Genomic DNA, 24351 nt, shown 5'->3' on the forward strand with positions numbered 1-24351 from the left:
CTACACTTATTCTTGGTCACCTTCAGGAGGAACGGCAGCTACGGCTACAGGACTTTCAGCAGGAGCCTACACCGTGACAATCACGGATGCGAATTTATGTACTACAACGCAAAGCGTTACTATTACGGAGCCTAGTGCATTGACTGCAACGGCAGCGCAAACCAACGTATCTTGCAACGGTGGATCGAACGGAACGGCTTCAGTTATAGCTTCAGGAGGAACAGGAACGTATACTTATTCTTGGGCACCTTCTGGAGGAACGGCAGCTACGGCTACAGGACTTTCAGCAGGAACTTACACGGTAACAATCACGGATGCTAATTCCTGTACAACAACAAGAAGCGTTACGATAACACAGCCTGCGGCACTAACGGCAACAACAGCGCAGACCAACGTAGCTTGCAACGGCGGATCGAACGGGGTAGCTTCAGTGACAGCTTCGGGAGGTGCCGGAACGTATACTTACTTATGGTCACCTTCAGGAGGAACGGCAGCTACGGCTACAGGACTTTCAGCAGGAACGTACACGGTGACGATTACGGATGCTAATTCCTGTACAACAACAAGAAACTTTACGATAACACAGCCTGCGGCAATAACGGCAACAACAGCGCAGACCAACGTAGCTTGCAACGGCGGATCAAACGGAACGGCTTCAGTGACAGCTTCAGGAGGTGCCGGAACGTATACTTATTCATGGTCACCTTCAGGAGGAACGGCAGCTACAGCTACGGGGCTTGTTGCAGGAACTTACACGGTAACAATCACGGATGCTAATTCCTGTACAACAACAAGAAACTTTACGATAACACAGCCTGTTGCACTAACGGCAACAACAGCGCAGACCAACGTATCTTGCAACGGCGGATCGAACGGGGTAGCTTCAGTGACAGCTTCGGGAGGTGCCGGAACGTACACTTACTTGTGGTCTTCAGGAGGAACGGCAGCGACAGCTACGGGACTTTCAGCAGGAACGTACACGGTGACGATTACGGATGCTAATATGTGTACAGCAACACAAAGCGTTACGATAACACAGCCTGCGGCACTAACGGCAACGGCATCGCAGACCAATGTATCTTGCAACGGCGGATCGAACGGAACGGCTTCAGTGGCAGTTTCAGGAGGAACAGGAACATACACTTACTCTTGGGCACCTTCAGGAGGAACGGCGGCGACAGCCTCAGGACTTACGCCTGGTAATTATACGGTAACAATCACGGATGCAAACTCTTGTACAGCAACAAGAAACTTTACGATAACACAGCCTGCGGCACTAACGGCAACAACAGCGCAGACCAACGTATCTTGCAACGGCGGATCAAACGGAGTAGCTGCAGTGACAGCTTCAGGGGGTGCCGGAACGTACACTTACTCTTGGTCCCCTTCAGGAGGAACGGCAGCGACAGCTACGGGACTTTCAGCAGGAACGTACACGGTGACGATTACGGATGCTAATATGTGTACAGCAACACAAAGCGTTACTATTACGGAGCCTGCTGCGCTTGTAATAACGCAGCAGCCATTAGACGCAGCGATTGAGGAAGGAAACACAGCTACATTTTCTGTTCAGTCAAATGGTGCTGCAAACCTCCAATGGCAGGTCAGTACGAACGGTTCCACTTGGTCAGATGTTGCCAACGGAGGTTTAAATCCTACTTATAGCGGCAGTACAACAAACATGCTGACTGTAACCAACGTACCGATCGGATATGATGGTTACTTATACAGAGCCCTTGTTGGCAACGGAACATCTTGCACAACTATTTCAGAGGAAGCTACCCTATCAGTGTCTCCACCTTTAGGAACTCCAGAATATAATGTGGGACAGATGGTTCTTTATCCGAATCCAGCGGTTACCCATGTATTTATCAAAATTCCATTTGCCTCATCGCTTAAATATTGCAAACTTGAGGTATTTGATAGCAGTGGAAGAATTTTATTGCAGAAAACGCTAAAGGATGAAGTTGAGAAAGTGGATGTGGATAATTTGCCGAATGGAGTATATATTTTCACTATCACATCGGAGTATGGAAGCAATTCAAAAAAGATCATAAAGCAATAATAGGCGCTGCTTCTGTAAGAAGTCTCAGAAGTATAAAATAAAATAATAAGAAAAGCACCGTGCAGCCAGCAATTGGCTTGTTACGGTGCTTTATTTTTATATTGCAGGCAGATCTTCAATTTTTATAATGGCATGCTGGATGGCATAAATAACTAAACCCGCCATATTCTTGGCTCCCGTCTTCACGAAAAGATTATTTTTATGTCCTTCTACAGTGCGTTGGTTTATGAAAAGCGACTCCCCTATTTCTTTTGCTGTTTTTTGCTTGCAGAGAAGTTTTAAAACATCTAGTTCTCTGCTTGACAATGCAGTGCCCTGCTCTAATAAAGGTTTGGGTGACTTTACGGATAAATGTTTCTCTGCAATTTCCATCTGCTCTTCCATAAAATAGAATCCATGGGTAAAGACTTGTGATAGGACATGCACCAGTTCTTTCGGGGAAACTCCTTTAGGCAGAAAAGCGGCAATGCCCGTCTTAATCATAAAGCTCAGGAAAGAAACCTGATAATGCGACGAGATTACAATTATTTTTATTTCCGGAAAATGCAGCCGCAGGTGGCCCGCAATTTCAACACCGTCCATTTCCTGCATTTTCATATCGAGCAGCAGCACATCCGGAATCAAACCGCCATTTTCAAGATAGCCTAATAATTCTTTTCCGCTGTTGGCTGCCAAAATCACAGATAAATTTTTCTGGCTATCCAAGAAAGGATGAAGCAAACTCACGATCAGTGCATCGTCATCAACGATCCCTAATTTTATGATTTCGTTATTTTTCAAATTCTGATTCTTTTAGCACGATTAGGTACGATGTCCCTTTTCCGGGAGCCGAACGCATTTTATAGTGCGCGTTGATATAATCCGTACGGAATTCTATGTTTTTTATTCCTAGTCCTTTTGCTTTTCCATTGGTATCAAAGCCTATTCCGTTATCGTAGAGGTGTAACAGGAGTATTTTTTCAGTATGCCTAAGGTGGATGACTATCTCAGTGGCTTCCGCGTGCTTCACGATATTGGTGATCAATTCTTGTATTATTCGGGTAAGCTGGATTTTCACCGTATCCGAAAGGGCGGCATCAGAACGAATATCCGTCCTGAACTGAATGCTGAAAACTGATTTCCAGGGCACGAGTATTTCTGAAATCAGTTCTTCCAAGCTGGCATACTTGAGCATTGGAAGACTCAGATCATGTGAAAGCTGCCTGGCGACTGTGATGCATTCTTTTATGAGTTTATTAGATTCAAGCTCTTCATAGCCGATTTCATTCTTGATTTTGAGTACGGTCAGCTTTCCGATCAGAATATCGTGGATATCAGCTGCAATTCTTGTACGTTCCTGCTCTTGGACTTGGACATTGGCCTCCAAAAGTTTCTGCTTGTGTTCCAATCTTACTTTGTCTTCCTCGAGTTTTACACGTGCTATCCTTTGGAAATTTTCCCGGATTAAAAGCACCAATGCAAGCACCAATATAAATACAAACAGCAAGATGATGCCAATGCCTTTCGCGATCATCCCCGAGCCTTCCCAATTTTCCATATCGATAGAATTAAGAGAACATAAAAAACAAGCGTAAACAGAAGATTGGCAAACCAGATATAGTACTTAACACCTGTTGCATCATTGATTAAAAAATCAATTGGTATAAAAATAATAAGGACCAATGAGAAGTACATGATTATAACCGAATTGAGGAAAAACAGGTCTTTCGTGATATTTTTCGAGGATAAAATCTTGGAGATGAAAAAATCGATAGCCAGCATTACAATTAAAAAAGTAGATAGCACTTTAGAATAGGACTGAAATCCTTCAAGTGCCGCGCTGCTGCTGATGCTTGTAAATTCCCAAGCCATAAATGCAGATGACACCAGGAAGATCATTCCCAGAAACACGCTCTTTTTACGACTTTCAAGGATGCCGGAATAAAAGTAGAAGCAGAAAAAAGCCAGAAGCTCCACAAAGCCAAGTATAGGAATAAACAAGAGATTGCTTCCATAGATTTCTCCGTATGCCCTGGCGGAAATGTCAATCGCGAGCATCCCAAAAAGATAGTACACGATTATTTTATATAAAACACCTATTTTCCAAAAGTAGCAGCTGCCAAGAACCACCCCCCCAAACAATAGGATTGGGGAAAGGTAGGTTAAAAAATTAGTGATGTCGTAAAAATCCATTTTCTAAGAAATTTCCAACAGGTAGAAATTTTCTTTCTCCAAAGGTCCGTCTATGTGGAATGGCGGCACGGGGCGCACCAAGTCAAAATATTTTGACAAACCAGAATCGTTAGAATTGTCCTGCATATCGTCAATAATAAGATCTGCAAATGCATTTTCTCCGTCTGGATTTGGCTTCAGTGCAAAATATACTTTGGATTCTTGTCCGGGTTGCAAATCAGAAGAAGGAATGACGAACGCCTGAAAAATACCTTCTTCCGTTTCCACTTGTTTTTTTACCCAACCAATGCGGTTGTCTTTCCAGCTTTTGATTCGTTCTAACGCTTCTTCTGTAGGGATTTCAGAACCCAATTCTGGCGAGTGGTCCAGTTCGCAAACTGTGATTGCAGCTAAGATTTCTTCGGGATTTTTGGCTTCTTGCGCATTATCTTTGTCGGCATCAATTACAAAAAGAAGCAACTTGCCGTCCTTAACGCCAGGATACACATGAATAAACGAGTCTTGCGCACTCTCCAATTTTGGTCGGTTATAGCTAAAGCTGTTTCCTGCATCAAAAAGATTGTTAATTACCAATTCATTTTTCTCGTTTCTCAACGTGTTCCAAGAGGCAATGCTTGCCAAAATTTCTTTTAGGTCTAAAGTTTTGTCCATAATTTAATAAGTTTAATGTTTTTTTTTGTAGATTTTTGGGAATGGTTTTCGTACATTCCAAAGGTATTATTTTGTTTCAAATTAAAAAGTTTTTTTGACAGACATTTAATCTAATGAAAAACATATATTACTTTCACTCTACCAATGACAAAAAAGATATCACAAACAGATAGATAAAAATTAGCTAAATTTCTGGTAGTCTATTTTTTATATACATTTGAAAGTAATAGCATTTGATATTGTCAGACATATATACTAGTTGGGCAACATATACTTGAAATTTCAAAAATTGATTCATGACTAAATTAAACCCAAATGCTATTTATCCCGGCTTAAATTTAAAATGGGAAAGAGAAGATTATATCCATAGTATTACTTTTCATATTACAATTGGAGGTTATTTAATCACTAATCTTTATCATAAAGGAATCAAGCTAGCAAATCCACCTTTTTTATATAGGTATTTCGCCCCAAATGAAAATAGTTTAAAAGGTTTAAAAAACTCATACTTATATTTTTCAGACCCAAAAGGTTTTGGAGATGAATATGATTGTTTGATTTCCGATGATGGATACGTAAAAAGCATCATAGATAACTCTATCAATCTAAACGAAAATTTAGGAGTGTGTTGCTTTTGCACAGTTCCAGATGAAGATCAAATGTGGGATTACTATGCTTCAGGATTTAAAGGATTTGCTCTCAAATATAAAAATGATGCTGCCTTTTTACCCTATGGTAAGAAGGCATCCATCAAATCACACATCATTTATCTTGAAAACAATGGACCAAATAATCCAAACCTAATCGAGACACTAAAATCTATCGAAGGAAAACATTCTCCCGAAATGGTCAAAAACTGGCAGAACGATGTGTTGTTTTTTCACGAACTTTGCAGAAAACGACTTAAATATGCTTTCGAAAAAGAATACAGAATAATAAGTTTCTTCGCGAATGAATTTGAACGACGAATTCCAATTAGGAAAAGCAATGTTGATTCAATTTACGTTGGAAATAAAATGCCAAAAGAATATTTGGAAAAGTTGATAACTGTATTATCTGAAAATCCTAAAATCAAAATATTTATTATTCGACATGATTATAAGCAGCAAGCTATAAAATTTGAGAGAATGAAAAATATAAGAGCGCTCAAAAACTCGTTTAAATAATATTATAAAGTATACATTGTCTAAACGCCACTAAACAAGATTACTGATTTTCGGTAAGTTGAGTGTTTTGATTTCCCGAATAAAGTTTTATCTAGAAAGAGAAAATTCAGTATCCGTTGACGCGCTTGCATTGATGTGTGAAACTTTAGCACTAAGGTTAAAAAACAATACGAATGATAATTTGTGTTGACTTGTAGAAAGCTGTTCAACTCGGAGATACTATTTCAATGATTTTAGAAGGTTTTAAAAATGTTGTAATTAATAACAAAGCCAGCTACTAAAATGAATTGTGTAAAATATCCTAACTTTATAATAGAAAATAAAGTCCCAAAAAAATGCAGCTGTAATTCTAAGAAGATTTTACCTTTAAGATTTTCTATTTATTGCAATTAGATCAAGAATTTTTATTCAAAATAGCTCCTGTAATATTTTGAAACATGGTAATTCCTGTTTCGATCAATTCGTCTGGAAAATCATAATCGGCATTGTGCAAAGCAGGAGTTTCAATTCCGGCTCCAAGACCAAACATCGCAGTTTTGTATTCTTTTGCGTACCATCCAAAATCTTCTCCAAATTTAAACGGATGCGGTTTTTGTATTAATTTATAACTGTTTTCTGCAGCCGCTTTTATCACATAATCATTGCATTCTTTATCGTTGATGCTTGCCGGAAAATATTCAATCCATTCAATAGTATGTTCCAATTGAAACTTCGAACTAATTGTTGCTACTGCATTTACAATTTTAGATTTTACAGCCTCCATTTTAGGATTGTCCCAAGCCCTTAAAGTGTAATGCAATTCGCCATCAGCAGGAGAAATCCCGTATGACTTCTGGCCCATACTCACGTGAACGGGTGTCATTATGGTAAAATTCTCATCTTCCGTATTCACCACTTCCAAATTGGCTATTTCAGCGATAATTTCTGAAATCGCCAACGCTGGATTGATTCCGTTTTCGGGTTCTGCAGCGTGTGATTCTTTTCCTTTAACTTTGATTATAAAACTTTGCACTTCGGCAGAAAATCCTTTTTGAATAGTAATAATCGAATGCATGGGTTCTTTAGGAATGTTGTGAAGTGCAAAAACATAATCAGGCTTTAAGTTTTTGAATTTTTCGTCAGTGACAATTTTATGTGCCCCTTCCCCATTTTCTTCGGCAGGTTGAAATAACAAAACCACTTTTCCAGAATTAAACTTTTGCTCTTTTAACCAAAATCCTAATCCTGAAACGATGGCCATATGGCCATCGTGCCCACATTTGTGCGATACGCCTTGTGTCTTCGATTGATGTTCAAAATCATTGACTTCTTGAATCGGTAAGGCATCCAACTCACAACGGATCACAATCGTTTTACCCGTATTTGAGAATTGGTATACCGCTGCTAATCCAGTTCCGCCCAAGTTTTCGATGATTTCGGTAGGTTGATTTTGAATCAAAAACTGTCGTATTCTTTTAGTTGTTTCAAATTCAAAACCAGAAAGTTCCGGATTTGTATGGAGTTCTTTCCTTAGGTTGATGATTGTAGTTAAATCTGTTTTATGCATCTTATTTTCTTGTTTTAATAAAAAGAAAGCCTGTAAATATGAAGCAATTTACGTCATAATTTACAGGCTTTCAAATTCTATACTATTGAATTATCAATAACTCAATCCTTCCCCAAATTTAAATAAAGGATAATTAGGACCTTCATCATAACCCGGAACGTCTTCTTTATTGGTTTCCACCGCTTGTTGGCTGATTGGAGTGGTAAAAGGCATTTTACCGGTTGGTTTAAATTTACCCGAAACAATATCTAACAACGCCTCTTCGCTAATTCCGAAAGTACCAATTACGCCCACAAAACGCTCTTTGGTTTTGTAGTTGTAGATTTCATCAATCACAAATGGATTCGCGAAATTCACAGCTAAAATTGTTGGTTTTTTCGCTGTTAATTTGTTGATGTAATCTACATTGATCGCACAGTTTGATAAATTCACTTTTAAAGGCGAACTATCTGAAGGAAACAACGGACGAATCGCAGGCTTGATCCACAATAAAATAACATCCGCTTCTTCTGGTGTTTTCACAAATGTGATTCCATCATAGGTTTTATCAAATACTTTTCCGCCTAAAGCATCTACTTTTCCGTACGTTTTTTGATAGTCTTCAAAATACACTTTGGTTGTTTTAGCTAATGGCAATTGTTTTTGATCGTTACGCAACAACACCACCGATTTACGCTGTGCTTCTTTTCCAGCCTCTACAAAATCTGCTTTACCAACTGTTTCCGTAGCATTTTCTACATCAACATAAGGGTTCTCGAATAATTGTAAATCGAATAATTCTTTAAGCAATAATTCCACTGATTCATCAACCAAAGGCATCACTTCTGGATGTGCTTTTAAGGTTTTGATCAATAAACCAGAATCCGCATTTCCCGCGAATAAATTAATTCCAGCCTCTAAGGCTTTTACATATCTTTTCTCGATGGTAAGACTGTCTACACCCCAAGGCACTGATTCGATTGGTCCGGTATCTGAATTGATAATTCCTTTAAAACCTAATTCTTTACGCAATAAATCACGCAAAATCCCTTTGTTATAAGCGTATGCCACTTCTTCATACTTGGTATCTTTCGGAAGCGAATAATACGGCATTATAGAAGACGTTCCTGCTTTAATAGCTACTTTAAATGGCAACATATTTTCTTCTAAACGATTTCCTGGGAAAACTGCATTTCTTCCATAAGTATAATGGGGATCAAAACCTTTGTAAGTTGCCCCACCGCCAGGAAAATGTTTGGTTGTTAAAGCGATGGAGGTATTTCCTAAAGTATCGCCTTGGAAGCCTAAAACAATTTGTTCCATTGTTTCAGCAGCTAATTTCGGATCTTCTCCAAAAGTACCTTCAATACGTTGCCATCTTGGTTCAGTCGCCAAATCGGCCATGTACATATATCCTTTTCGAAGTCCGACAGAAGCCCATTCTTGACGTGCCATTTCGGCAAACTGACGAACGGTTTCTTTATCATTCATCGAAGCTAATCCGATTTCTGAAGGCCATTTTGAAAAACCAACCGAAGCCGAAGCGGTCGCTCCCATGGAACCTGCAGAAATGTGATTTCTTGGATTTGAAGCAAAAATAACCGGAATTCCCAAACGAGATTTCTCTGCCAAAGCCTGTACTTTATTTGACCATGCTGCCATGACATCTGCAGGAGCAGTCGTGGTTCTCCAAATAAAATGGCGCATGTGGTTTTGCGTAATTCCTTTGGTCGTTCCCACGGTATTCATGACCGGATATGCCAATGGTTCGCCCGTAAATTGGTTTTTATCAAGCACAATATCTTCTTCGTTAAAATCAGCAGTAATCGCTTTTGGCGTTTCTACTTTATCCAACATAAAGATCTCATTGAACATTCGCATGTCGGCAATCAATAACATACCCGCTTTTTCTTCCAAGGTCATTTGGCTCACCAAATCTTTGCTTCTTACTTCGCTGGACAAGCGCCAATCTTCGTAAGGATCTAATTTTCCGTTTTTGTTTAAATCTTTGAATTCTAAATTGTCTATTTTAAGAATTGATGCGGATTGTTTTCCCAATGCTACTTGTTTCAGCGCCTGATTTTTGATTACAGCTTCCTAAAAACAAAAGGACAGTCGCTGCTAATGACGCATTTAAATATTTCATTATTAGTAGTTTAAATTATTATTTTTTTATAGATATATAAATAATTGATGGTATCTGAAAACCGAAGAACATTAGTTACCCAAATAATCTAATATCGTTTGCACTTGTGCTTTCACACCATTGCTTAATGCTTTTTCATCTAAATTAAATTTAGGATTGTGATTGGCAACGCCGTTCCCCACACCCAGCACCAAAAAAGAAGTTGGCGCTATTTTTTTATAATAAGAGAAATCTTCGCTGGCCGTCATTCGAGGGGCGTCAAATACAAAATCTTTTCCCAACGCTTTAATAGCGCTCGTTTTCGCCTTTGCGTTAAGTTCTTCGTCATTTTGTATTGCGGGATAACTTTTGATGTATTCCAAATCATAAGTGGCGCCGTGCGCTTTGGTCACGTTTTCAACGATTGCCCTGATGCGGTCTTCCACCAATTGTCTCGTCGGATCAGATATGGTTCGGATGCTCGCTGCTAATTCTGCCTTGTCAGGAATTACATTAGGTGCATTCCCAGACTGGAATTTCCCAACCGTAACTACAGCCATTTCTCCAGGAGTTACATTTCTGGAAATAATTGTCTGTAATGAATTCACAATTTCTGAACCTACAACAATCGGATCTACACCCAACTGTGGCATAGAACCGTGAGAACCTTTGCCATTAATGGTTAAATTGAAACCATCTGAAGTTGTTGAAGCGGCTCCAACAGGTAAAATACCTATATGTCCAACAGGATAATTAGGCAGAACGTGCATTCCGAAAAAAGCCTGAACGTCTTTTAAAGCGCCTGACTCGATGATTTCCAAAGCTCCTCCGGGAGCTCCTTCTTCAGCGTGCTGGAAGAGGAAATAAACCGTTCCGTTTATTTGGCTTTTCATTTTTGATAAGGTTTTAGCCGTACCCAACAGCATTGCGGTATGTGCATCGTGACCGCAAGCGTGGCTGACATTTTTAATTTTTGAAGAAAAAGGCAATCCTGTTTCTTCCTGAACCGGAAGTGCATCCATATCTGCTCTGAAAGCGACAGTTTTACCCGGTTTTGAACCTTTTAGAATTCCAATAACGCTTGTTTTGGTAGGCCTGACGATCTCAATATTTCCAAAACTTTTTAAAAGATCAGCTACATAATTGCTGGTATTGATTTCTTTAAAAGATAATTCTGGATTTTGATGAATGTGATGACGCCATTTGATTACATCACTTTCTGGAACATTTTTTAACCAAGAAGCGTCAGTCGCACTAACATTCTGTTTGTTTTGAGCTTTAACCGTTGTATTTAATGTCAGAACGATTAATAATATTGAAAGTTTTTTCATTGTATATCTATTTAAGGATGTACAAAATGGAATTTATTGAATAGCTATATAAATTTACTTAATATTTTAATACGTATATCACTATTAAGCAATAAGTTGTACAGTATATCAATGTTCTTGTGAAATTATTTTAAATTACTTTTTAATCTCTACTAAATCATTAAAACGGATTCCTGCTTCGGAACTTTGGGCAGGGTAATCTCAAGCGATATTGAGGGTAGTTTGTTATTTTCTGAAATGTTTATCACTGTAAATCTTCCTTTTTTTGGAGATTTAATGCTTCTGAATGCTTTTTTCAGGATGACTATTGAGGTCTACTTCGGCTTCTTTGTTTACTATTTTTGGCGGTCACAACTCCAATACAGAAAGCGGATCTGATTTCAACGACTCCTTCTTATTTAATCCTAAATTTATTTCTCTTTTTTCCTAATTTTATATTTTTTTACGAAAATTCATTTTTTTCATAACTACTTTCGATTTTTTGATATGCATCGTGGCCTGAAAATGTATTTTCTCGTGGTATAAAATCCAGCCCCCTATAATACCAATAACGCTCCCAATGACGATATCAATAAATCTGGCGAAGAAAACCTGATTGGTATTTTGTAAAAGGTCGCCACCTGTTTCTGCTAAAAAAATGGTGAGTACGGTAATAAAAATAACCGAAACAGCATAGTTTCTTACGATTAAAAACTCTACAATTACTTGTAGCAGGATAATGCCGATCACGATTGCCAAAGTAGAAGGATTTCCCAAGGCGATGATCCAAGTAATTCCTAATCCTAAAAAAGTTCCGATGATACGCTGTGCGGCCCTCATTCCGATATGTTTTGTGCTAATACCTTGCATCACGGCTAAACAGGAAATTGGAATCCAATAAGGTTTTTCTAATTTTAACGAAAAAGCTACAGCCAATGAAATTCCCATAAACAAACCGAATGTAAGCGACTCCACGATATTCGTGTATTTTTTTTGCGGAGGCCTTTTAACTTCTGCTTCGTTTGTTTCTTTTAACGTCAGCAAACTATAAATCAAACCAATGCCGCAGGTCAAAATAGTTCCCATAGCCAAATAACCTACCTTTTCAGGGATGCTTTCCAAATGAAATGGCGTACAAATCGCCATTGAAGCCAACATAATAAAAAAGAAGTTTCCTGGAGGCCGATTTAATCCCAGTTTGTGTAAGGAAAAATGAACCCCAAACGAAAATAGAGCCAATGCAAATGGAGCCAAATAGGGATTGAACGAAAACAGCAATCCTATGGTATAAGACGTCATAATTCCAAACGAACACAACATCAAGAAAATCATTCTTTCTACTAATCGATTCGATTGGATGTATAAAATGGAAAGACCTGCCAAAGTTCCCAATTTTCCTGCTTCTATATTATTTAAAAACCAGCCCAATAACAAAGGAATACCCACAGAAACACCTGCAACAATGGGCATGTGCCATTGCCTATTTGTAACATTGAATTTGAAAAATGATTTTATCATTCGCTTGGTTTTTCCATATAAGTGAGCCGTAAAATGTTTTAATAATTATTGTAAAGACATCTTAATCTTTTTTGCACTGTCTGATGCAATGATCAATCCGGCAGCCATCATAATAACATCTTTGATTACCAACCTACCCGCACCAGATAAGTAAGGAAACCCGAATTCAGGTGTAGGGAAATCACCTCCTAAATTGGGTACATACACTTCTGGTGTTGTAATTAAAAAGGTTAGTGTGACCAACGACATTCCAAAAGTCAGCAGTCCTCCGATAAATCCAATTTTGGCAGACCAAATTCCAAGTAGGGTCACTATCCCTATTATTATAATTACAGCCCCTAATCCGTAGGAAAAAATATAAGTATTATTTTCCGTGTGCCAGTCAATGTTCTTTTGAACCGTTTTCCCTTCTGGATTTTTATACTGTGCATATTCTGGAGCATCTTTACTGTAAAAAAAACTCATTAACGGACTATTGGCTACAAATGCAACAATACCATCTGCTTCATACTGAAACGCCTTTAATCCTCCTATCCAAACCATAACAATACATACGGAAATTCGAGCAAGGTTTATAAATTTTAATTGGCTGCCTGCAAAAAAGTTAATCAAATCTTTCATTTTAGTAATCTTATTTTTGTGAGATTGGATTGCAAATTTCTGCAAACATTTCTGTATCTATTTTTTTTTAACCTAATTTTTTGATTAAAAAAAGATTACTGCTTAGCGAATTGTAAGTGAACAATGATAGTCACCTCTTTTCCAATACCTGCTGCAGTTGGGTCATAATTGATGTTATAATCAAATCTATTAATCGTCGTTTGGGCTTTCATTCCTAATTTCTCTCCTTTGTCACCTTTAGCAATTCCTCCATAAGTTACCTCAAAAACTACGGGTTTAGTTATGCCTTTTATAGTAAGGTCGCCATGTAATGTATAATGATTGGCTTTTTTTGAAGCGACCATTTTAGTGCTCTTGAAAGTCATAGTAGGATGTTTTTCAACTTCAAAAAAGTCAGCACTTTTTAAGTGATTGTCTCTCGCATCTACATTGGTATCAATGCTTTTTACATCCACTGTAAACTCAAATTTTGAATCTTTAAGGGCTTTGTCATTAGTAGTCAAATTTCCGGTGTACTCTAAAAATTTACCATTCACGATACTAATTCCAGAATGTGAAATATTGAAATTTAAAGAAGAATGATGAGGATCAACTTTCCATTGCGTCTGAGCAATTGCACTCACTGAAATAAATACTACTGCTAAATATAAAAATGCTTTTTTCATGTTGTTAAAATTTAAAATTATTATTTAAAAAAAAATATTGATAAGTCTCACTAATAGTTGTGCTTTTCGGTAGTTCTCTTTGAGATTCTTAGGAAGTAAGGATGTTTTACAAAATTACAAAATCTATAATTATCTGAACTTTTGAGTGTTTATCTTTAACAAAGATTTCTGAGTACGGTTTAATGGTTTTGCTGAGTTTAGCATAGTGAGTATTTTAATATTTTCTATTTTTCAAATAGAAACAGAAAATTCACTTGTGCATTTGGTACTTTTTATTTTAACGAAAATAAATATCGTTTTTTTTTATTATTTAATCCAAGACAAAAACAACAATTTAAATCAATAATCCATGATTGTATTTTCTTAAACATATAAGTGTATATTTGTAACAATGCTTAAAACTAAAACACGTATCAATATTCTCCATCGCATCATAATGATGTGGTTTGTTTTATTTGCATTAACTCCGTGTACCGTAAAAGAAGTTTTGTTTAGTACCCTAAATCTTGAGCTTCCAGAATCGCTCAATAAGTCAAAAACGACAACATCTTCTAACTCTTGTCAATATTCGCAAAATAAAAATCAGCACGTTTGTTTTGCAAAACAAACTAAAATCAACAAAAAAATTGATCCTATCGATTTTTCTAAACAGAAATTATTTGTAGCGCAATCAATTCCTATTAAGAATAATTACTCCAAAACATTTTCGGGCAACAGTCCGCCGAAGTATATTTTATTTAAACGTCTAAAAATTGATTTGGCTTAACTTTTATTACAGGTTATAAATCATTTTCACGTTTAATAAAATAGCATTTCAAATGAAATATCATATTGACACTACAGCCAATAATGGGGCTGGACTTTTTACATTATCATTACGTTGGGTAATTGGCTGGACGTATTTTTCGGCTTTTTGGCGAAGACTTATTTTAGAAAACAAACTTATTCCTGACGAAGCAGGTTATATTGGAGAAAAATTCAATCATTTTCTGCCCAACGCTTTAGGCATCAAACCCATTATTGAATATTTAGTTACCAACCCTGATGCTTTGCAAACATCAATGATTGCGTTTACAATTATTGAAGCCATCGTTGGATTATTCATTATTCTAGGCCTTTTTACAAGGCTGATGAGTATAGGGGTGTTTTTTCTCGCCATGGGGATTCTTTTGGGCTCGGGCTGGTTAGGAACTACTTGTTTGGACGAATGGCAAATCGGAGTTTTGGGTGTCGCGAGCGGATTTACCCTTTTTCTTACCGGAAGCGGAATGTATTCTTTGGATAATTATCTGATGAAGAAACCTTACGCGTTTACAGAAAAAAAATGGTTTGCTTTTTTAGGTTCGGGTTTACTTCCAATAAAAAATTTAGCACCAAAAATTCTGGTCATGTCGTTAGTCATTTTCGGACTTACTTTATATACCAATCAATATTTTCACGGTGGCGTATTCGGAACACTTCACAACAAATCAGTGAAACCAAAAGTTGAAATTTCGAATATTAAACACAATAATTCGCAGCTTACTTTTCAATTATACCGTGTGGAAGGTGCTGATGTTTACGGTTCCTTTTTAATTGGAATTGAGATTTTAGACGAAAATAATCAAATTATAAAATCTATAAATCAAAATGAATTGGCTCGCTTTTCAAAAGAAAAAATCAACAATCATTATGTCGCGAAAATCAAACCCGGAAAACACAGTCTGATTTTACCACTTGGCTCAAAAGCCGATTTGACAATTGACTTAGAAGGAATAATAATCAACGAAAATTATTCTCTAAAACTAATCGATATCAGCGGAATTGAATGGATTGCTAAACTAAAATAGTATTATAAGAACAAATAAAAGCTGTCGAATTAAAACACGACGGCTTTTTTTTTTACCTAAATCTATAAGATGAAATAGCTTTTGTTTCTCGTAATTTAGATTTTATAACTTTTTCAATAGTGAAGAAATTAAAATTTTCTTCCAGACCACATATCTTTAAAAACTCAAATCTTAACTTAATTAATCATCTTAAAAATGTCATCCTTGCTCGAGATAATTTTTAAGTACATAATCTTGATTCGAAAAAATTAGGGTTTCTCTATGTTTTAATATCAAAATCAATCGGGATTTGCAAGTATTCTGAACAGCTGCGTAGTTAAAATGTTATACTTATTTTTAAGACATAGTGAGACAATTTCGGTTGTTGCGCCTTGATTTCATTTCGAAGTTCGAGTCGTTGTTGAGTTTTTTTGTATCATAAAAAACAGCATATCCACCGAGCTGCCGTGAACTTTGCTTCTACATTGTTTTTAAGCCTTTTTTGAGTAGCCTATTAAAAGGCGATTACAACCAATTTTGTTATTTTATTTAAATAATTTTCGAATGCTACTAACTTTATTTAGTTCTTGTTCAAAAAACACAAATTCGGCAGATACGATTGTTTTTAATGCCAATGTTTGGACAGGAGATGAAAATCAGAAAACCGCGCAAGCATTTGCTATTAAAGGCGACGAGATCTTAGATATTGGTACAGATGAAGCAATGCAACAATACAAAGGCTCGAATACCAAAATGATTGATGCCGAAGGAAAATTTATTACTCCTGGTTTTATTGATGCGCATATGCATTTAATGCGAAGTGGAGAAATGCTATTGAATGTGCAATTACGTGATGCAAAATCTCCTGAAGAATTTACCCAACGTATCGCAGATTTTTCTAAAACAATCGATGCTGAAACTTGGATTACAGGTGGAAGCTGGGACCAAACGCAATGGGGCGGTGAAATGCCTCGTAAAGATTGGATCGATGGGGTAACACCAAACAAACCTGTTGTAGTTATGCGAATGGATGGACACATGTTGTTAGCCAATTCTGCAGCTTTAAAAATTGCAGGAGTTGATAAAAACACCGCAGATATTGCAGGAGGTGAAATTATTCGTGACGCAAACGGTGAACCTACGGGTTTATTAAAAGACAATGCCATGAATTTACTTTTGGATATTATTCGGGCTTGGTCAGAAAAACGTAAGCATGAAATTTTGAAGGCAGCTTCACAGCATTTATTAGAAAATGGCGTAACGTCTGTAACAGATATGGAAGGATTAAATCCTAGTTTTCAAAGTTATGAAACCGCAGATCAATTAAGAACAGCCAACGAATTGAACATTCGTATTTATGAAGGAGCCGCTTTAGGTGATTTCGCAAAAGTTAACAAAGCCGATTACAAAAATGACAAATGGGTAAAATTTGGTTTGGTTAAAGGCTTTGTAGATGGTTCTTTAGGTTCTCGTACTGCAGCTTTTAAATATGATTATTCTGATGCACCAGGTAATAAGTGAATGTTTATCAATACCGATGAAGATTTGTATAATTGGATCTCGGGTGCCGATAAAAAAGATTTGCAAGTTACAGTACACGCAATTGGTGATGCTGCTATTGAAAAATTACTAAATATTTTTGAACGTGTAGAAAAAGAAAATGGTAAAAAAGACCGCAGATTCCGAATGGAGCACGTACAACACATCGATCCTAAAGATGTAAAACGTTTCGCTGAATTGGGTGTCGTTGCAAGTATGCAGCCGTATCATGCAGCAGATGATGGCCGTTGGGCAGAAGCTTTAATAGGACCAGAACGTACTAAAATGACTTACGCAATTAAATCTTTATTTGATGCACATGCTAAAGTTGCTTTTGGAAGTGATTGGTTTGTAGCGCCACCTTCTGTTATGTTAGGAATTCATGCAGCTGTAAATCGCGAAACTTTAGATGGGAAAAATCCGAACGGATGGGTTCCAGAACAAAAAATAACAGTTGAACAAGCTTTAATCGGTTATACAAGAAATGCTGCTTATGCATCTTTTGACGAATCTATCAAAGGAACTTTGAAAAAAGGAATGCTTGCTGATTTTGTTATTTTAAGCGACGATTTAATTAAAATCGATCCTAAAAAAATCAATCAAGTACAAGTAATGAAAACATTTGTAGGCGGTAAAGAAGTATATTCACGTTAAGATAAAAGAATAATTTTATTAGATTAGGATTCAGTTGTAACGACCAATCAAACAATGGAAAAAAATTGAATCTATACTAATTATAGTATCCAAAAATAGCCTCGGTTTTGCGAGGCTATTTTTTTTTAACAACTAAATTACTTTTGAAAAAGCATCCAACTAAAGTTAGAAATATTTCTTTTTATTCTTAACTTAAAAACTAACAAATTTTACTCCTAAACTACACCATCTTGACGGAAGCGGTATTGCTCCTGCTTCAAAATAAGTGGTATTAAAAATATTCTGAGCATCAAAATATACTGTGATATTACTGATGGATTGGCTAATTCTTACATCATTAATGAAATATGAAGACCCCGATGCTCTTTCATTAAATCGCGTTGCAATCAAAACTGAAAAGTCCTTGTATTGATAATCTATCGTATTAGTTATCTGATGTTTTAAAGAAGAAATCAGGTATTTAGAATTAATTTCCGACTGAATATCTTTAAAATCAGAATTTAAAAAAGAATACGACAGATTGACATTTAATTTGGAGTTTTGGTTTAAATCAGCTGCAAAATTTGAACGCAAATTAATACCGTTTGTAACCAAAGTTCCATAATTATTACTTTGCCAAGGTTCTGTGTTTACTTCTCTGATCCAGTCAATAAAATTGTTGATTCTTCTATGAAAATAATTGGCATTGAAAGTAAACGCTTTTTTTGAAAATTTTATCCCGATTTCAGCTTGAAAAGCATTTTCTGAATCCAGCTCAGAATTTCCAATATTACCTGGACGCTGATCTAAATACAAATCGGTAAACGACGGAATTCGCTGACTTGTACCGATATTTCCAACCACTTTTAAAGCTTCTGTTATTTCATAACTGGCATCAAAACCAGGATAAATTTGCCATTTATAATCGGAATTATAGTTAAGATAACTTCCGATATTTACACTTAACTTCTCTATAAAATTGGTTCTGTATTGCACATAAATTCCTAAATTCTTACGATCGTGTTCTCCAATATTGCTTGAATTAATATCTTCATTTCTGAATTCAGCTCCAAAACCTAACTCTCCACTGTTCATTTTGTAAGTGGAATTTAATTCTGCTGCAAATGAATTTGTGTAATGTTGGCTTCTTGCTCCATTCAAATTAGAAATCCCAAAATAACGGTAATCGTCATAATTATATCTGTAGCTAACCCTTGGCATCAGCGTCCATTTTTCAGACAATTGATGTTTTGATTGCAAAGACGCAAACGTGGTTTGCACGATTTCACTAGAATTTCGATCACCGGGCGCTGCATAAAATCCGTTGGCGCCAAATCCATTCTTTATATATCCAAAAGAACCTGAAAATTCATTTGAACTATTAATTTGCGCATTTGCTTGATAAAATATCTTGTTGTTTTCAAAACCAGTGTTGTAACGATATCCATTACTTTTGTCGTGCGAAACAAACAAAGCGTGTTGGTGTTTTTCTTTACTTAAAACACCTCCCAATTGAATTCCTCTTCCATAAAATGTATCTCCCGTATTTTCTGCATCTTTTTCGAAATTAGAACCTGCATACGTATTTATCAAAAACCCAGAATCAGTAAGCTTTTTGGTGACAATATTGATGGCGCCAGTCAAACTATTTATGCCATAAACTCTAGCTGCTGCACCACGAATAATCTCAATTCGTTCAATCATTTCTACCGGAATTGGTAAATTTAGCATATTATGAGCGGTCTGCGAATCAATGACTTTTATTCCGTTTAACAAAACGACCGTTTGCTCAAAACTTCCTCCGTCGATACTGATATCTGCCTGACTTCCAAACGGTCCACGCTGTCTCAAATCGACTCCATTAGCATATTGCAAAACTTCTTGAACAGTTCTTGCAGGTAACTTTTTAATCATTTCGTAATCGATCACATATACATTTCTGTTCTGTTTTGAAATGGCCGTACTAAATTGGTTTTCATTAATAATCACTTCATTCATTCCCACAACGCTATCCTTTTTTGTCTGAGAAAAAGTAACTCCCCAATTTAATAGAAATGTTAAAATAGTATAATAAATAATTTTCATTGGTTTAATTTTTTGCCAAATTTAGTATCTTGCCGTACTACTAAAATATACCAGTTTTATAATAATGGGTAGTCCGGTTCAAATTCCTTTCAAAAGTTTCATCACGATTAAACCTGAAGAAGCCACAGCGTTGTATCTTCAAATTGTTTTTGAATTTATTAAAGCCATTCAAATCGGTCAACTTCCAGAGGGCACAAAGCTTCCGGGTACCCGAATTTTGTGCAAATTACTTTCTGTAAATAGAAATACATTGATAAAAGCTTTTCACGATTTAGAATTGCAAGGTTGGATCGAAATTTTACCGAATAAAGGAACTTTTATTTTATCGGAACAAAGAAAAAGCAAAACTCAAAATGTGCCAACTGAAAATACGAACATCATAAAAACTAAAAATGATTTTTCTTTTAAAACATCTACTATCTTAGAAAACCCCAATGAAATCAGCACTTTGCCCTTTCAATTTAATGACGGCCAACCTGATGTACGACTCATTCAAACTGATGTTTTAGCACGACTTTATGTTTCAAAATTAAAACGCCAAAATAGTTCCAAAACTTGGGAGCAAATACAGTCACAGTCGCATTTTAATTTCAAAACACACTTTGCTAATTTTTTAAATCTGACCCGAGGAATTCGAATAGCCACCTCTAACCTACTTACAACCAACAGTCACAAAACAAGCCTTTATTGGGCTACAAAACTGCTCATTTCACGAGGCGATAAAGTGGTAGTTGCCACTCCGGGATATTATATGTCAAATATGACATTATCCAATAGTGGCGCTCAAATAATTTCTATTCCAGTAGATAAGGACGGAATTGACACCAAACAACTTAAAAAGATTTGCCAAGAGAACACTATCAGAATGCTATATCTCACTTCCACATTTCATTATCCCACCACAATTTCTTTAAGTGCAAAAAGACGAATGGAGGTTCTGGAATTAGCCAATCAATATAATTTTGTTATTTTAGAAGATGATTACGACTTTGATTTTCATTACGATAACAACCCCATTTTGCCATTGGCAGCATTAGATTCTCACGGAAAAGTGGTTTACATCGGATCGTTTGGAAAGTCGCTTCCTTCAGGATTTGGATATGGTTTTATTGCGGCACCCTCAAATTTTATTAAAGAACTTGAAAAACATCAAAATATTCTCGAACCTGGAGTTGATGCCATAAAAGAGCAAGTTTTGGCAGAATGGATTCAAGAGGGTGAAGTGCATCGACTTTCAAAAAAGAATAAAAAAATCTATAAAGAACGAAGAGATTATTTTGCATATTTACTAAAAGAAAAATTAAATTCTCGAGTAAAATTTAAGATTCCACCCAGAGGATTGGCTTTCTGGATTGAATGGCTTGACAGCTTCAATTTGATTAAACTGCAGCGAGAATGTGCCAAAAACGGACTTTTTTTACCAAAAACAACACTTTATCAAACAAAAAATATGACAGCTACACGCCTTGGCTTTGGACATTTAAACAAAACGGAAATGGAAAACGTTGTTTCAATTTTAAGCAAATCAATTGAGACTATTCTGGAATAAATTTTAAGTAATTACATTCTCAAGTCATGGTTTCAGTTATTACAAAAATTTCTGATTGAGAAAAATCAAGTTTTTTATATACTTTTGCTAAACACCATTTTTCATCCTTAAAAATATACATCTGAAACTATTTTTAGGATTTAATTATTAAATTATATAATGAATTTTACCTCAAAAAAATTAGCCCTTTTGCTTGTTCTGCTTGTGGCGCCATTTTTGGTCAAAGGACAAACTATTTCTTCGCCTGATAAAAACCTTTCTTTAAAATTTGAATTAAAGAATGGCGTTCCTTCGTATGAATTGTCATATAAAGGAAAACCCGTAATCAAACCCAGTAAATTAGGTATTGAAATCAAAGATGCGCCTTCTTTTATGGATGGATTTACAGTAAAAAACACGGCACAATCTACTGTCGATGATAGCTGGAATCCTATTATGGGAGAAGAAAGAACCATCAGAAATAAATATACCGAATTGGTGGTTACTTTATCTCAAGAAAAAAATAACGGAAGATATATCAATTTAAAATTCAGATTGTTTAACGACGGATTGGGTTTTAGATATGAATTTCCGAAGCAAAAAGATTTGAGTTATTTTATAATCAAAGAAGAACATACGGAATTCAAATTGGCGGGTGACCACAAAATTTTCTGGATTCCAGGAGATTACGATACCAATGAATATGCGTACATGACTTCGAAAATCTCTGAAATTCCCGGATTGCAGAAAAAAGCTACGATAGAAATTAATGCGCAACAGCCCATCAAAAATCCTTCGGTCCAAACGCCGTCGATGATGAAATCTGCTGACGGATTGTATATAAATATCCACGAAGCGGCTTTGATAAATTATCCCGCCATGTTTTTGAACGTAGATACGGCAACAATGACCTTCAGTTCACATTTAACACCAGACGCTGTTGGCAATAAAGGGTATATGCAAACGGAGGCACAAACGCCGTGGAGAACCATTGTAGTTAGTGATAAAGCCACAGAAATTTTAGCTTCGAAATTGATTTTGAACTTAAACGAACCCACAAAATACAAAGATGTTTCGTGGATTAAACCCGTAAAATACATCGGAGTTTGGTGGGAATATTTCGTAGCCGGAAAAAGTACTTGGGCTTACGGAACTGAAAATAACGTAAAATTAAGTGATGATTTCAGCAAATTGACGCCAAACGGAAAACACGGAGCGACCAATGAAAGAGTGATGCGTTACATCGATTTTGCTGCGGCAAATGGTTTTGATGGCGTTTTGGTTGAAGGTTGGAACGTGGGTTGGGAAGATTGGATTGGAAATTGGAAAGAAGAAGTTTTTGATTTTGTAACGCCTTATCCCGATTTTGATGTCGTAAAATTAAGAGAATACGCCAAATCAAAAGGCGTAAAAATCATTATGCATCATGAAACTTCTGCTTCTGTAACTAACTACGAAAGAAGATTAGACAGAGCGTTTCAGTATATGAAAGATAACAATTACAGCTCTGTAAAAACAGGTTATGTGGGGACAATTATTCCTCGTGGCGAACACCATGACGGTCAATCGATGGTGAACCATTACATTCACGTGGCAGAAAGAGCGGCAGATTACCAAATTATGGTAAACAGCCACGAAGCGGTTCGCCCGACTGGTTTGCACAGAACCTTCCCCAACTGGTTTGCACAAGAATCGGCTCGTGGAACAGAATTTGAAGCAATGGGCGGTTTGGCTCCAGAGCATACGACAATTTTGCCTTTTACACGATTAATGGGTGGCCCGATGGATTACACGCCAGGTATTTTTCAAACGGATTTGAGCTATTACAAAACTGGTGGAAACCAACGCGTGAATACGACTTTGGCTAAACAATTAGCGTATTATGTAACAATGTACAGTCCGTTGCAAATGGCAGCTGATTTACCCGAAAATTATGAGCGTTTTCCAGATGCTTTTCAATTCATCAAAGACGTTGCCTTAGATTGGGATCACTCTTATAATTTGGAAGCAGAACCAGGAGATTACATTACGATTGCTCGTAAAGCAAAAGGAAAAAACGAATGGTTTGTTGGCGGAATTACGGATGAAAATTCAAGAACATCAAGCATCAATTTTGATTATTTACCAAAAGGTAAAAAATACATCGCAACCATTTATGCCGATGCAAAAGATGCGAACTGGAATGAAAAACCTCAAAATTATGAAATTTATAATGTAGTAGTTACTTCAAAAAGCAAATTGAAACAATACATTGCGCCAGGCGGAGGTTATGCAATCAGCATTAAGGAAGCAACTGATTCCGAATTAAAAGGATTAAAAAAGTTATAAGTTTTAGATTTTCTTATTTACTAAAAAAGACAAGACCCAATTATTAAAATTGAAGTCTTGTCTTTTTTTATAAAAACGGAGCAAAAATTAACCGAAACTCAAAATAATCTTAGTACTCAAGCTGATTATTTAAAAGATAAAAACCAGAAAATCAAGTGCTTAAAAATTGAGATTAAGGATATAAAAAAAACCTCATCGCATTATCTCGAAAAGAAAAGCGGAAAGTTAAACAGTCTGCTTGAATCACATCTTATAACAGGAAGTAATTGGATTGCTTTCAAAAAGAATTTCAAAAAAAATATTCCGATTTTTTAAATTTGCTTCAGAAAAAATTTTCCAGGAATTACAGATTCTAACTTGAGAATAGTATTACTTCAAAAACTGAATTCCAATACATCTGAAGTCGCTGAATTACTTATAATTACAGCACTAGTCATTAAAAATCGAAACAACGCTTGAAGAAAAAATAAGTTCAAAGTTAGATTTACTTCAAGACTACATCGATCAAAAATCTGATTAATTGCTATAAAAGTTCCTTTATTACAGCATCTTTTTTAGTGTCGTAAATTCTAAAGTGTTCCCAATTTTATTGTATAAATGTCCCAAAAAATT

The 24351-nt window shown here is 36.2% G+C and carries 17 protein-coding genes and 1 pseudogene; 7 read left to right on the top strand and 11 right to left on the bottom strand.

The genetic code is table 11. From position 1 onward, the window contains the following. The coding region (locus EG849_RS15725) for a T9SS type A sorting domain-containing protein (protein WP_199732266.1) at nt 1-2065 on the top strand (2065 nt) is incomplete at its 5' end. Between the two features lie 96 nt (nt 2066-2161). Here EG849_RS15725 and EG849_RS08135 read toward each other — a convergent pair. The 4 genes from EG849_RS08135 to EG849_RS08150 are packed head-to-tail and all read right to left on the bottom strand — an operon-like array spanning nt 2162 to nt 4888. Next, complete coding sequence (locus EG849_RS08135) at nt 2162-2845, bottom strand: response regulator transcription factor (RefSeq protein ID WP_125012586.1); 684 nt, start codon at nt 2843-2845, stop codon at nt 2162-2164. After that, complete coding sequence (locus EG849_RS08140; protein WP_158611930.1) at nt 2835-3578, bottom strand: sensor histidine kinase; 744 nt, start codon at nt 3576-3578, stop codon at nt 2835-2837. The genes EG849_RS08135 and EG849_RS08140 overlap by 11 nt, the downstream gene beginning before the upstream one ends. Next, entirely contained in the window at nt 3575-4237 is a 663-nt protein-coding gene (locus tag EG849_RS08145; protein WP_125012588.1) for a hypothetical protein, read from the bottom strand. The genes EG849_RS08140 and EG849_RS08145 overlap by 4 nt, the downstream gene beginning before the upstream one ends. A 3-nt stretch (nt 4238-4240) precedes the next feature. Beyond that, a complete protein-coding gene (locus EG849_RS08150) occupies nt 4241-4888 on the bottom strand; it encodes a hypothetical protein (protein WP_125012589.1) in 648 nt (215 codons plus the stop codon). Between the two features lie 296 nt (nt 4889-5184). Between EG849_RS08150 and EG849_RS08155 the strand changes: the two genes are divergently transcribed. Beyond that, nucleotides 5185-6054, top strand: a complete 870-nt coding sequence (locus EG849_RS08155) for a DUF2971 domain-containing protein (RefSeq protein WP_125012590.1) — start codon at nt 5185-5187, stop codon at nt 6052-6054. 394 nt (nt 6055-6448) lie between these two features. Here EG849_RS08155 and EG849_RS08160 read toward each other — a convergent pair whose 3' ends face one another. From EG849_RS08160 to EG849_RS08185, 6 genes are all read right to left on the bottom strand, one after another. Beyond that, the gene (locus EG849_RS08160) at nt 6449-7600 is read right to left on the bottom strand and encodes an amidohydrolase (protein WP_125012591.1); all 1152 of its coding nucleotides are present in this window, start codon (nt 7598-7600) and stop codon (nt 6449-6451) included. Nucleotides 7601-7693: 93 nt separating this feature from the next. Continuing rightward, on the bottom strand, nt 7694-9637 hold the full coding sequence (locus EG849_RS08165; protein WP_125012592.1) for a glycoside hydrolase family 3 protein: 1944 nt from the start codon (nt 9635-9637) through the stop codon (nt 7694-7696). Nucleotides 9638-9796: 159 nt separating this feature from the next. Beyond that, a complete protein-coding gene (locus EG849_RS08170; protein ID WP_125012593.1) occupies nt 9797-11035 on the bottom strand; it encodes a M20 metallopeptidase family protein in 1239 nt (412 codons plus the stop codon). A gap of 432 nt (nt 11036-11467) precedes the next feature. Beyond that, the gene (locus EG849_RS08175) at nt 11468-12532 is read right to left on the bottom strand and encodes an FUSC family protein (RefSeq protein ID WP_125012594.1); all 1065 of its coding nucleotides are present in this window, start codon (nt 12530-12532) and stop codon (nt 11468-11470) included. A gap of 45 nt (nt 12533-12577) precedes the next feature. Then, entirely contained in the window at nt 12578-13153 is a 576-nt protein-coding gene (locus tag EG849_RS08180; protein ID WP_125012595.1) for a DUF417 family protein, read from the bottom strand. Between the two features lie 95 nt (nt 13154-13248). Next, the gene (locus EG849_RS08185; RefSeq protein ID WP_125012596.1) at nt 13249-13818 is read right to left on the bottom strand and encodes a YceI family protein; all 570 of its coding nucleotides are present in this window, start codon (nt 13816-13818) and stop codon (nt 13249-13251) included. Between the two features lie 818 nt (nt 13819-14636). Between EG849_RS08185 and EG849_RS08190 the strand changes: the two genes are divergently transcribed. Both EG849_RS08190 and EG849_RS15825 read left to right on the top strand, forming a co-directional pair. Continuing rightward, a complete protein-coding gene (locus EG849_RS08190; protein WP_125012597.1) occupies nt 14637-15647 on the top strand; it encodes a TQO small subunit DoxD in 1011 nt (336 codons plus the stop codon). A gap of 732 nt (nt 15648-16379) precedes the next feature. Further along, nucleotides 16380-17819 (top strand): annotated as a pseudogene (locus tag EG849_RS15825) (amidohydrolase). Between the two features lie 192 nt (nt 17820-18011). On the opposite strand, the gene EG849_RS08205 reads toward EG849_RS15825, so the two are convergent. Then, the gene (locus tag EG849_RS08205; protein ID WP_125012600.1) at nt 18012-19883 is read right to left on the bottom strand and encodes a TonB-dependent receptor plug domain-containing protein; all 1872 of its coding nucleotides are present in this window, start codon (nt 19881-19883) and stop codon (nt 18012-18014) included. A gap of 64 nt (nt 19884-19947) precedes the next feature. On the opposite strand from EG849_RS08205, the gene EG849_RS08210 reads away from it, so the two are divergent. From EG849_RS08210 to EG849_RS08220, 3 genes are all read left to right on the top strand, one after another. Next, entirely contained in the window at nt 19948-21432 is a 1485-nt protein-coding gene (locus EG849_RS08210) for an aminotransferase-like domain-containing protein (protein WP_125012601.1), read from the top strand. Nucleotides 21433-21591: 159 nt separating this feature from the next. After that, nucleotides 21592-23739 (top strand): glycoside hydrolase family 97 protein, encoded by a 2148-nt coding sequence (locus EG849_RS08215; protein WP_125012602.1) that lies wholly within the window; start codon nt 21592-21594, stop codon nt 23737-23739. A 57-nt stretch (nt 23740-23796) separates the two neighbouring features. Then, nucleotides 23797-24054: a hypothetical protein gene (locus tag EG849_RS08220; protein ID WP_125012603.1), complete on the top strand. Its 258-nt coding sequence runs from the start codon at nt 23797-23799 to the stop codon at nt 24052-24054. The last annotated feature ends 297 nt before the right edge of the window (nt 24055-24351 follow it).

The sequence above is a fragment of the Flavobacterium macacae genome (genome assembly GCF_003865365.1).
Lineage (GTDB): Bacteria > Bacteroidota > Bacteroidia > Flavobacteriales > Flavobacteriaceae > Flavobacterium > Flavobacterium macacae.

Coding starts and splice junctions, on each gene's coding strand:
- EG849_RS08150 (WP_125012589.1), bottom strand. CDS start 4,888: ATGGACAAAACTTTAGACCTAAAAGAAATTTTGGCAAGCATTGCCTCT.
- EG849_RS08155 (WP_125012590.1), top strand. CDS start 5,185: ATGACTAAATTAAACCCAAATGCTATTTATCCCGGCTTAAATTTAAAA.
- EG849_RS08145 (WP_125012588.1), bottom strand. CDS start 4,237: ATGGATTTTTACGACATCACTAATTTTTTAACCTACCTTTCCCCAATC.
- EG849_RS08210 (WP_125012601.1), top strand. CDS start 19,948: ATGGGTAGTCCGGTTCAAATTCCTTTCAAAAGTTTCATCACGATTAAA.
- EG849_RS08190 (WP_125012597.1), top strand. CDS start 14,637: ATGAAATATCATATTGACACTACAGCCAATAATGGGGCTGGACTTTTT.
- EG849_RS08215 (WP_125012602.1), top strand. CDS start 21,592: ATGAATTTTACCTCAAAAAAATTAGCCCTTTTGCTTGTTCTGCTTGTG.
- EG849_RS08205 (WP_125012600.1), bottom strand. CDS start 19,883: ATGAAAATTATTTATTATACTATTTTAACATTTCTATTAAATTGGGGA.
- EG849_RS08180 (WP_125012595.1), bottom strand. CDS start 13,153: ATGAAAGATTTGATTAACTTTTTTGCAGGCAGCCAATTAAAATTTATA.
- EG849_RS08140 (WP_158611930.1), bottom strand. CDS start 3,578: ATGATCGCGAAAGGCATTGGCATCATCTTGCTGTTTGTATTTATATTG.
- EG849_RS08185 (WP_125012596.1), bottom strand. CDS start 13,818: ATGAAAAAAGCATTTTTATATTTAGCAGTAGTATTTATTTCAGTGAGT.
- EG849_RS08170 (WP_125012593.1), bottom strand. CDS start 11,035: ATGAAAAAACTTTCAATATTATTAATCGTTCTGACATTAAATACAACG.
- EG849_RS08175 (WP_125012594.1), bottom strand. CDS start 12,532: ATGATAAAATCATTTTTCAAATTCAATGTTACAAATAGGCAATGGCAC.
- EG849_RS08160 (WP_125012591.1), bottom strand. CDS start 7,600: ATGCATAAAACAGATTTAACTACAATCATCAACCTAAGGAAAGAACTC.